8 protein-coding genes and 1 pseudogene are annotated in these 9,860 nt (G+C 69.4%); 6 read left to right on the top strand and 3 right to left on the bottom strand.

The features are described 5' to 3' along the window. The 3 genes and pseudogenes from AC08OQ_RS13410 to AC08OQ_RS13400 all read left to right on the top strand — a co-directional run. Positions 1 to 643 (top strand): annotated as a pseudogene (locus tag AC08OQ_RS13410) (hypothetical protein); the annotation flags it as partial. Positions 644 to 722: 79 nt separating this feature from the next. Beyond that, on the top strand, positions 723 to 2,225 hold the full coding sequence (locus AC08OQ_RS13405) for an SCO6880 family protein (RefSeq protein ID WP_476601799.1): 1,503 nt from the start codon (positions 723 to 725) through the stop codon (positions 2,223 to 2,225). Beyond that, positions 2,222 to 4,273, top strand: coding sequence for a conjugal transfer protein TraC (locus tag AC08OQ_RS13400; protein ID WP_476601800.1), 2,052 nt, complete (start codon positions 2,222 to 2,224; stop codon positions 4,271 to 4,273). Before AC08OQ_RS13405 ends, AC08OQ_RS13400 begins: the two co-directional genes overlap by 4 nt. Positions 4,274 to 4,340: 67 nt before the next feature. On the opposite strand, the gene AC08OQ_RS13395 is transcribed toward AC08OQ_RS13400, so the two are convergent. Then, positions 4,341 to 4,883 (bottom strand): YbhB/YbcL family Raf kinase inhibitor-like protein, encoded by a 543-nt coding sequence (locus AC08OQ_RS13395; protein ID WP_462187224.1) that lies wholly within the window; start codon positions 4,881 to 4,883, stop codon positions 4,341 to 4,343. A gap of 145 nt (positions 4,884 to 5,028) precedes the next feature. Between AC08OQ_RS13395 and AC08OQ_RS13390 the strand changes: the two genes are divergently transcribed. After that, entirely contained in the window at positions 5,029 to 5,367 is a 339-nt protein-coding gene (locus tag AC08OQ_RS13390) for a P-II family nitrogen regulator (RefSeq protein WP_476601801.1), read from the top strand. A 418-nt stretch (positions 5,368 to 5,785) separates the two neighbouring features. Here AC08OQ_RS13390 and AC08OQ_RS13385 read toward each other — a convergent pair whose 3' ends face one another. Continuing rightward, positions 5,786 to 6,436: a DedA family protein gene (locus AC08OQ_RS13385; RefSeq protein WP_476605409.1), complete on the bottom strand. Its 651-nt coding sequence runs from the start codon at positions 6,434 to 6,436 to the stop codon at positions 5,786 to 5,788. Between the two features lie 905 nt (positions 6,437 to 7,341). On the opposite strand from AC08OQ_RS13385, the gene AC08OQ_RS13380 reads away from it, so the two are divergent. Beyond that, positions 7,342 to 8,343 carry an alpha/beta fold hydrolase gene (locus AC08OQ_RS13380; RefSeq protein ID WP_476605411.1) on the top strand — a complete coding sequence of 334 codons (1,002 nt, stop codon included), beginning with the start codon at positions 7,342 to 7,344 and terminating at the stop codon, positions 8,341 to 8,343. 198 nt (positions 8,344 to 8,541) lie between these two features. Then, positions 8,542 to 9,357 (top strand): transposase, encoded by an 816-nt coding sequence (locus tag AC08OQ_RS13375; RefSeq protein ID WP_476605410.1) that lies wholly within the window; start codon positions 8,542 to 8,544, stop codon positions 9,355 to 9,357. A 227-nt stretch (positions 9,358 to 9,584) separates the two neighbouring features. Here the strand turns inward: AC08OQ_RS13375 and AC08OQ_RS13370 are convergent, their stop codons facing one another. Beyond that, positions 9,585 to 9,761 carry a hypothetical protein gene (locus AC08OQ_RS13370; protein ID WP_476605412.1) on the bottom strand — a complete coding sequence of 59 codons (177 nt, stop codon included), beginning with the start codon at positions 9,759 to 9,761 and terminating at the stop codon, positions 9,585 to 9,587. Between the last annotated feature and the right edge of the window lie 99 nt (positions 9,762 to 9,860).

The following is a 9,860-nucleotide window of genomic DNA, read 5'->3' as shown; positions in this document are numbered from 1 at the left end:
CGATCAGACACTGACGATCCTCGGCGGGGCCGTGGTGATGATTGCGGCGGTGTTCGCCCCCTTCGTCCTGCTGCACCTGATGGGATTCGCCGACATCCACCTGATGCGCGCCGTCGGTTCAGCAGGTCGGCGCAGTGCGGCGTCGTTCGGCCAAGGGGCGGGTGCGTTGCTGGGATCGACGTCGCGGGAGACTTTCCGCGGAATCGGTGCACGGCTGCAGACCCGCAATCGCGGCATGCTCGGCGGCGCCGGTGGCGTCGGCAGCTTTGGCGCCGAGCCCGCGCTGCCCCGGCCGGCCGCGCTACGGACCGGTCGTGGCAGCGGCCTCGGCGCTCCGGCGGGCACGTCCTCCCGGACGGGTGCCGCCACGGCCGCGGTGCGCGGCTCGACGGCCGGCCGGCCCCGGGCCGGCGGTGGCAGTACCCGGCAACCGGCAAGAGCCGCCACCCCCACCAGGGCGACGGTCACGGTCGGCAGCAATTCCAGGCCGGTCGGCGCCACGAGGACGATGCGCCCGGGTTCCGTCACGGGCGGGGCACGCGGGCCCGGTCAGGCCACGACGCGGGTACCCGTGCCCCCGTCGGCGTCCCGGCCTCCGAAGATGACGGCGGCGGTGCCGCCGTCCCGCACCGGCGGCACGTGAGTAGTTGAGTGGCGAGGTAGCGAGGTAGCGAGGTAGCGAGGTAGCGAGGTAGCGAGGTAGCGAGGTAGCGAGGTAGCCGATGATCGCGGAACGCAGTTACCGCTTCGGACCGCTGGAACGCGGCGGAGTCATGCTGGGCATGCGCTGGCCGCAGCTCGGCCTGATGATCGGCGTGATGCTGTGCGTGCTCGGGGCACTTCGCTCTCCACGCCTGTTCATCCCACTCTGGGTACTGATGGGAGTAATGCTCCTATTTGTTGCGTTCGTCCGGGTGGAGGATCGTAATCTCGACCAGTGGGTGCCGATCCTCTTCGGCTTCACGATGCAGAAGGTGACGGGCGAAACGGTGTTCCGTGGCGCGTTCTTCCGGCTGGGTGCCGGGGAGGACCAGCTCAGCCGAACGGTCCTTCCGGGGCCGCTGTCGTCGCTGGTGATGTTGTCCGTACCGGTCGGCGGCGGCCGGTACGTGGCGGTGGTAAAGGATGCCAAGCAGCAGACCTACACCGCCGTCCTGCAGGTGCAGGGTAGCCAGTTCGCCCTGCTGGAGTCCGGTGACCAGCAGGCCAGGGTGGACGCCTGGGGGGAACTGCTGGCCGGGCTGACCGCCGGGGGCGGCAAACTGTCGCGCATCCAGTGGTTGGAACGCACGCTGCCCGACTCCGGCGACCAGCTTCAGCGGCACTGGCGGGTCCGCGGGCATCACGACGACTCTTGGGCCGCCGACGCCTACCAGCAGGTCATCGACGCGGCGGGCCCGGTGGCGCAGCGACACGAGACCTACCTCTCGTTTCAGCTTCGGGCCAGGGACGCCCGGCGCGCGATCCAGCGGGCCGGGGGCGGTGACCAGGCGGCCTGCGCCGTCCTGCTCGGCGAACTGCGCACGATGGAGGCGGCTCTCGCCCGTGCATCCATCAACACGGTCGGATGGCTGCCGCCACGGGCGCTCGCCGCGGTCATCCGCACCACCTACGATCCGTACTCGATCGAGATGATTGACGCGCGGGGTGGTGCGAGTACGGACCTCGCCGGGGGCCTGAAGGGGTTGGCGTCCGGCATCGACCCGGCGGTCGCGGGCCCGGTCCGGACCGTCACCGCCTGGGACCACTACCGCACCGACTCCGGCTTCCACACGACATACTGGATCAATGGCTGGCCGCGTGTGCCCTCCCCTGCCGCGTTCCTCGCTCCGCTGCTGATGGAGACGACCTGTCGGCGGACGGTTTCACTGGTGGTCGAGCCGCTGCCTGGCCGGAAGGCGGAGAAGGCGGTAAACCGACGGCGGATGGCACACCTCGGTGAACAGCAGATGCGGGACAAGGTCGGGAAGGTCACCACCCAGCGCGACGTGGCTGAGGCCGACGAGGTCGAACGCCGCGAGCAGGAGCTGATCGCCGGATTCGGCGCCTTCCGCTTCCACGGCTTCGTCACGGTCTCCGCCGACGACCTCGACGGGCTCGCCGATGCCTGCGGTGAGGCCGAAACGCTGGCCTCACGCAGCCGGTTGGAGATGGTGCGTCTCGTCGGCGAGCAGGATCAGGGCTTCAGCGTCGGAGCACTACCGTTGGCGGTGGGGGTTTCTTGAGCTCAGCACACGACGACGCCTCGGCCCGCGGGTACCCGGTCCCGACCGGCGGATACCCGACCGGCGGCTATGCGGGCAACGGCCATGCGGTGGGCGGTTACGTGCCGGCTGGCTATCCGGCCGGTGGAGCCGTGGCCGGTCGCCCCGAGCGTGCCGACAGCAGCCCCGGCGGCCCGGGCGGCCCCGGCGACGAGGGCGTCGACGGCGACTTCGACGACTTCGGCGACGGCGACTTCGACGACCCGCCCAGCTACGACGAGGCCGGTTACGACCCCGACGGCTACGAGGCGGCGGCCTACGAGGCCACGTCCCACGACCCGGGACGCGACGCCGAGGGCTATGTGGACCTCGGCGGCGGTCCGCGGTGGCGGCGCGAGGGACACATAGTCGCGGAGCCCCCCCGGCGCAGCCGGCGCACGGAACGGGCCGCGGCGGCCACCGAGAAGGCGGCGATGCGCCGGGCCCAGCTAGCCCTGCGCCGGGGCGCACAGCCGCCGCGGCTGTTCGGGCCGTTCGGCGGGCGGACGTTCCACAAGCTGCGGCTTCCCGCGCACATGGAGACGACGGCACAGATCGCCGGCATCTACCCGTTCGTCGTCGACTCCGGCTTGGCCGCGCCCGGCATGTACATCGGTCGGCACGTTTGGTCGGGGAACTCGTTCGACTTCGACGTCTTCGAGCTGTACCGCCAGCAGGTCATCGAGAATCCGAACTTCGCCGTGTTCGGCGCGGTCGGCTCCCGCAAGTCGGCGCTGCTGAAGACGCTGATCTCGCGGGGGGCGGCATTCGGCTACCAGGCCGCCGTACCCTGTGACCCGAAGGGCGAGTACACGCGGCTGGCTCGGCGCCTCGGCTGTGAGCCCACCTACATCGGGCCCGGCATGGCCACCCGGCTGAACCCGCTCGACGCCCCACCCCGTCCGATGGGCATCGCCGACGAGGACTGGGCCCGTGAGGTGAAGCGGGCTCGTTCGGCACTCCTGTCGTCCCTGATCGAGACGGCGAAGGGGGTACCGCTCACCCCGGCCGAGCACACCGCGGTCGACCTGGCTCTCGACGTCGTGACCCGGCAGATCACCGGGGCGTCCCCGGACCGGTGGGCAACCCCGCTCCTGCCGCACGTGCTGGAGGCGATGACGGATCCGACCGAGGAGGACTGTGTCAACCTCCCGATGACCGCGACCGAGCTGCGCGACGCCTCCCGGGATGCCACGCTGACCCTGCGCCGGCTCACGCACGGCGCGCTGGGCGGTCTGTTCGACGGGCCTACCACCTCCCCGCTGGACTTCGACCGTCCGATCGCCGTGCTGAACCTGGAGCGGGTCCAGGGCAGCGATGAGATGATCGCCCTGATCATGACCTGCGCGCAGGCGTGGATGGAAGCGGCACTCATGCGCCAGGACGGCGTGCAGCGCTACGTCGTCTACGACGAGTGCTGGCGGCTGATGCGGTTCGCCGGCCTCGTCCGCCGGCTGTCCGCCCAGCAGAAGCTCGCCCGGCAGTGGGGATGCGCGAACGCGATCGTTGCCCACCGTATCTCCGACCTGCTGTCCGCCTCGCCGGACTCGGTGGAGATCGCCAAGGGCCTGCTCGCCGAGACCGCGATCCGGATCCTCTACAAGCAGGCGTCCGATCAGATCGCCGACACGCAGGCCGCGCTCGGGCTCACCGATGTCGCCGCCGACCTGCTCCCCAGGCTCGACCCGGGCTACGCCCTGTGGCTGATCGGCGCCCGCGCCTTCTACGTCGAGCACGTCGTCGGCGACCTGGAGATCCCCGTGGTGCTCAACGGCTCGAAGATGCACGGCGAGGTCGACGACACCAACCTGACCCCCGACGATCTGGATCCGGCCGAGCTGGACCCGCCGGATCTCGGTCCCGGCCGGCTGCGCCGGATGGCCGACGAACTCCTCGACAACCGGGAACTCGAGAGCGGGGAGCTCGGGAGCGGGGAGCTCGTCGACGGCCCGGCCGTCCCACGGGCCGCCGGCCTCACGGGCGGGTTCGGTTACCCGCCCGTGGAGCCCAGCCCCAGCTCCACCAGCTGACGATCCCCGGGCGGCGCGCCGAGGGCGCGGCACCTGAGGACCTCGACGCGCCGGCAGGGCGGCCCCGTCAGCGTTGGAAGGTCACCCGCAGCACGGCCCGGGCGAGGGTGTGGAAGGTGAGGTTGAAGCCGACGACGGCCGGTGAGACCTCGTCGTTGATCTCTAGTTCCGGAACGTCGACCGCGTGGACGGTGAAGATGTACCGGTGCGGTACGTCGCCCTGCGGCGGCGCGGCCCCGCCATACGCCTTGGAGCCCCAGTCGCTGCGCACGTGATACGCGCCGACGGGCAGGCCGGTGAAGTCGCCGCTGCCCGCGCCGCGGGGAAGCTCGGTCACCGCCGCGGGGATGCCCACCAGGACCCAGTGCCAGAATCCGCTGCCGGTGGGCGCGTCCGGGTCGTAGCAGGTGACGACGAAACTCCTGGTCTCGGCGGGCTGACCGAACCAGGCCAGCTGTGGGGAGATGTCGGCACCCCCGGCGCTGGTGTGCACCTGATCGGACGGAACGACTCCACCGTCGACGAGGTCCGTACTGGTCACGGTGAACAGCGGTTTGGCGGGCAGCACGTCGAACGGGTCGGGGGGTGTACCGCGGTCGAGCAGGGACATCTACCATTCCTTCCGTTACGCCATTCGATGACATTCCCGAGACGGAACCGTCACCTGCCGGCTCTACGCTTCTCCGCGATGAAACCTCACCCGGAGGTGCGCCGGGCCGTCGGCATGCGGTTCCAGACAACCTGGTGAGGTCCCGGTGAGACTGGTCACCGCCATCCTGCGTCCACATCGCATCGATGACGTACGCACCGCCCTTGAGACCTTCGGTATTCAGGGTATGACGGTCAGCCAGGTGACCGGATTCGGCATCGAACTGTGGCGTACCCAGACATATCGCGGGCAGACCTTCCACGATGAGTCGGTGAGCGCCGTGCGGGTCGAATGCGTCGTCGCGGACTCCGACGTCGAGGACGTCATCGAGGTGATCCGGAGATCGGGCGGATCGGCGGCCAGCGGAGCCGGCAAGATCTGGGTTCTTCCTGTTGACGCCCTCGCCCGCGTCCGCACGGGGGAACGCGGACCGGACGCCTTGTGAGTGCGGACGCCTCGTGAGTCCGGCGGCGCCCCGGCTGCACCGAGGGCGACCTGGCTACGGCGACCCCGACCAGCAGACTGCACCGACCGTGACCAGCTCGGTTGCCGCGATCTCTCGATGGCCCCCCAAGGCCACAACACCACCCACCAATAGTGAGATGATCGTCATACAAACGATGCTTTCGGTGTGCGACCAGCGACTGTTCCCACCTTTGGGTGACGAGGAGAGGCGACAATGACCCGTTGACCCGATACGGTTGACGGGTCCCCCGGCGGGCGTCCCGCCGACTCCCCCCGTATCGGTGCGGAGCCCGCCGGGACCCGTCCTCGCGACTTGGCCGCATCACAGGTAACCGTCGCGCGGCCGCGATGACCACCGGGGTATCCCAATCAGCCCCGGTCGTCTTGATCATCCCCGGTCAGTCCTGATCAGTCTCGCTCAGTCCCGGGGTCTGACGTTGATGAGCAGCCGAGTGACGCCCGCCGCCGCGGCATGGCCGTACCGCGAAGGTCGCAGCCTCCTCGGCGACCGGGGCACTCCTGCCGAATTCAGCGGAGCCTTCCCGCACGGCACCGTTCCTGGCCCGCTTCCTACGGCGGGCCCGGAGGAATTCGAAAGCGATGGGAAGCACCGAGACGGCGACAATTAGAATCAACATCGGCTCAATGTTGTTCCGTACAAAATCTATCTTACCGAGGTAAAAACCCAGAACCGTGAGGCCGCAACCCCAGACCACCCCGCCCACAATGTTGTAGGTGATGAAGATGCGGTAGTTCATCCGGCTCACGCCGGCGATGACCGGAGTGAAGGTGCGGACCACGGGAACAAACCGCGCCAGGATGATGGACCGCGGCCCGTATTTCTCGAAGAACTCGTGCGACTGCTCGACGTACTCCTGTTTGAACAGCCGCGAGTCGGGGCGTCGGAACAACGCCGGACCGGCTCTTCGACCGATCAGGTAGCCGACTTGGTCGCCAGCCACCGCGGCGAGCCCGATCAGGACAGCCGCCACCGGCAGCGGGGTGGAAAGCTCGTCGCGGGCGATCAGCATACCCACGGTAAACAGCACGGAGTCACCCGGGAGGAAGAACCCGACCAGTAGGCCGGACTCCACGAAGACGATCAACAGAACGACAGCCAGGCCCGCTTTGGCCAGGCTGTCCGCGCTGAGGACGCCAGGGCCGAGAGCGAGGGTGTTCGACGCGAATGCATTCACTATCGCGGGCCTCCGACAGGCTTCGACGACGGGTTGGACACGTCCGTGAGACCGCGGCAACCATCGAGGGACCGCTACCGCACCCGCCTGAGGACACCGTAAGGGTATCGATCGCTCTTCCGTCTCCCACCGGGCACCCGCAAGAGTGGCTCCACGGCGTCCCGGGCACGTCCCGGGCACGTCCCGGCAGGTTGCGGCAGGTCCGGTTACGCCCGGTACGTCCCTCATGGGTGCCCGATCATAGGTGCCCGAATCGTCCAGCGAAGCGATCCACCGCCAGTCAAGATCCGGCCGGCCCAGGCGGACCGCCGACGCGATGGCCGGATGTGCCTCATTAGGCTTAATTCGTGCATTATCGGCGGCCAAGCTTGGATCAGCAGCCTGTTGTCCCGAATGATCCGAGTGGCCCGCCGGCCTGGCCGGATGCGTTAACACCACGGCCCCCGCGCTCCCGGCCGACGCAGTCAGCGCAGTCAGGGAGGCCGACACGACCGGCTGCGGGGGCCACCCCTGCCGGGGCGCACCGATGCCCCTCCCGTCCGGTCCGTACCCCGCTGCTCGCGGTCCGGCTCCTGCTCGGGCTGCTGCCCCTCGCGGCCTGCGGAAAGCGGGCTGGCGGCGACGACGGATCATCCCCCGCGATCAGTGCCGGCGGACCCGATGAGCGAGGTGCATCGTTACCACCGGGAACCCGCGGGGAAATTCTGTCCAGTCAGGTGGTCGCGCCGGCCCCGACTGGTATCCGGGCGTGGCGGGTGATGTACCGGTCCCACACGACGCCGGGCGTCGACATTCCGGTGTCCGGGATAATCCTGGCTCCGGAGGAGAACGTTCCGGTTCCGCCGGGCGGCCGAAAAATCGTCGCGTTCGGGCATGGCACCACGGGCCTCAAGGATGCCTGTGCACCGTCGGCGGCACGACCCGCGCTGATCGCCGCCGCCTCGACTTTTCCGCTCGTCCGGGCCGGTTATGTCGTGGCCCTCACAGACTATCCGGGACTGGGGAGTCCCGGCGAACACGCGATCTACGTTGCCGAGCCGGAGGGCAGGGCCGTGCTTGACGCGGCACGCGCCGCCGCTGCCCTCAAGGCGACCGGTGCCGGTCGCGACATCGTCCTCTGGGGCTATTCGCAGGGCGGCCAGGCGGTGTTAGCCGCCGGAGCGATTGCCGCCGCCTACGCACCCGAGCTACGGATCCGGGGAGTCGTCGCAACCGCCCCCCTGGCCGACCTGCCGGCGTCCCTCGCCACCTTGCAGCACAATACCGACGGGGTCGCCTATGTCCTGCTGGCGATAATCGGGCTGTCCGTCGAGGACCGGACGATCAACCTGGACCGGGTGCTCACCCCGACCGGCCGGCGACTGCTGTCGATCGCCCGCGACCGTTGCGCCACCGACCTCACCAGGGCGAGCATCGGTACGTCCGTCGACACCGCCTTTACCGTCAATCCTCTGGATCATCAGCCCTTCGCAGCCGGATTCGCCCGGCAGCGAGAGGTGGCCCTGCGGAAGATGGCTTCGACCCTCGTTCTCCAGGGTGACCTCGACCTGGTGATCCGACGCACGGTGACCGACGGCGTGGTCACCGGGCTGTGCCGGAAGGGCACGACCGTGGACTACCGGCGTTACCCCGGCGCGGACCACGGCACCGTCCTCGGCGCATCGATGGCCGACCTCACCGCCTGGGTCGCGCAGCGCTTCGCCCCGTACCCGCCGCCGGTCACCGACATCTGCGAGATGCGCGCAGCCCGGTTCGGATAACCCGTCCCCGGCTAAACGGGCCCGTCGCCGGCTCACGGCTGTCCCCGGCTCACGGTAGGGTCTGTGGACAACCGTGCGCCCGAGCACACCCTGCCCATCGGTGGTTTGTTGTGATCGTTTGATCATGTATGGGCGGCCGGGGAATTGTCTGGCTGTGTCGGGTAGGGAAGGAGCGGTTCGGCCGCGGAGGTGATCGTGATGACAGAGCCGCTGCCGTGCCCGCCGGCTCCGGCGCCGGTGGAGGCGTACGCGTCCCGGTTGGATGGCCTGTTCGCCTCCCGGGCGCAGCGGCGGGCGTTCCGGGACTACCTGGTCGGTCTGCTGCTGCCGCGGGACCGGAACAAGACGCTGACCTGTCTGGCCGGGGCGGAGCCGGTGGTGGGCGCGCAGCACCGGGAGGTCCAGCGGCTGCAGTGGTTTCTGTCCGAGTCGCCGTGGGACCACGAGAAAATCAACACTCGGCGGGTTGAGCTGCTCATGGCGGCGCCGGCCACCCGGCCTCATCCCGGCGGGGTACTGATCCTGGACGACTCCGGGGACCGCAAGAGCGGGCACGCCACCGCGGGCGTGTCCCGTCAGTACATCGGTTCCCGAGGCGGCCCGTACCGGATCGGCGGGCCACTGCGGCTGGTCGTGGCCACCACCGACCCGGCGACCCGGCCAACCACCAGCACCTGGTACCTGGCCACCACCCTGCCCCGCCCGGACCTGCCCACCACGGCGACGTCGGCGTTCTCACCCGCCAGCTACGACGAGATCATCCGCCTCTACGGGCTACGCGGCTGGGTCGAACAGGACTACAAGCAGGTCAAGCACGAACTGGGCTGGGCCGACTTCCAGGTCCGCTCCGCCACCGCGATCGCCCGCCGCTGGACCCTGGTGAACTGCGCGTTCAGCCTGTGCTGGCACGACACCCCCACCGAGCCACCCACACCCAGCCCAGCCCGCAACCGGTCCGCAGCGGCACACCGCCGTCCTGGCCGGTCAACCTCCGACAGGTCCGCGCCTGCCTGACCCCGCTGTGCCTCCTGCTACGCCTCTGGCAGGCCTGGACCACCGCCCCGATGCCCCACCCACTCCGCGAACTGACCGACACGCTCGCCGCCGGACACCGGCTCCGCCTCTACCTACCCCCATAGATCACGGATCACGAACTGCCGATCACAACAAACCACCGCCATCCATGGGGACCGCCAGTTGACATCCTCCCCCGCGTGAACGCGAGGGATTCCCGGCGGCGGTCATGCCGCGTCCCGGGTGGTTGACGCTTCGCAGCCCGACGTAACCGCCGTGGCTCCACGTCCGTTCACGACACGGGCTGTACGCCCGGGACTTGCGTCCTGTCCTGCCGCGAGAATGTTCAATGCCGCGTTCGTGTCCGCGTTCCCCTGCCAACCACACGAGGTGCAGGCGAACAGCGCCTGCGACCGTAAACATTCACCTGCTTTAGCGATCTTGCTGTGGGTGACGGTTCACGGGCATGGCTGTGGGCCGCGCCGGGCGGGGTGGTTGGGGTC

The sequence above is a fragment of the Frankia sp. CcCS3 genome, assembly GCF_977927575.1.
The sequence above is the reverse complement of the archived record's forward strand: the minus strand, read 5'-3'. Positions and strand labels throughout refer to the sequence as shown.

Excerpts from the sequence above, each read along its gene's own strand:
- AC08OQ_RS13405 (WP_476601799.1), top strand. The coding sequence starts at position 723 with ATGATCGCGGAACGCAGTTACCGCTTCGGACCGCTGGAACGCGGCGGA.
- AC08OQ_RS13375 (WP_476605410.1), top strand. The coding sequence starts at position 8,542 with ATGACAGAGCCGCTGCCGTGCCCGCCGGCTCCGGCGCCGGTGGAGGCG.
- AC08OQ_RS13380 (WP_476605411.1), top strand. The coding sequence starts at position 7,342 with ATGTACCGGTCCCACACGACGCCGGGCGTCGACATTCCGGTGTCCGGG.
- AC08OQ_RS13395 (WP_462187224.1), bottom strand. The coding sequence starts at position 4,883 with ATGTCCCTGCTCGACCGCGGTACACCCCCCGACCCGTTCGACGTGCTG.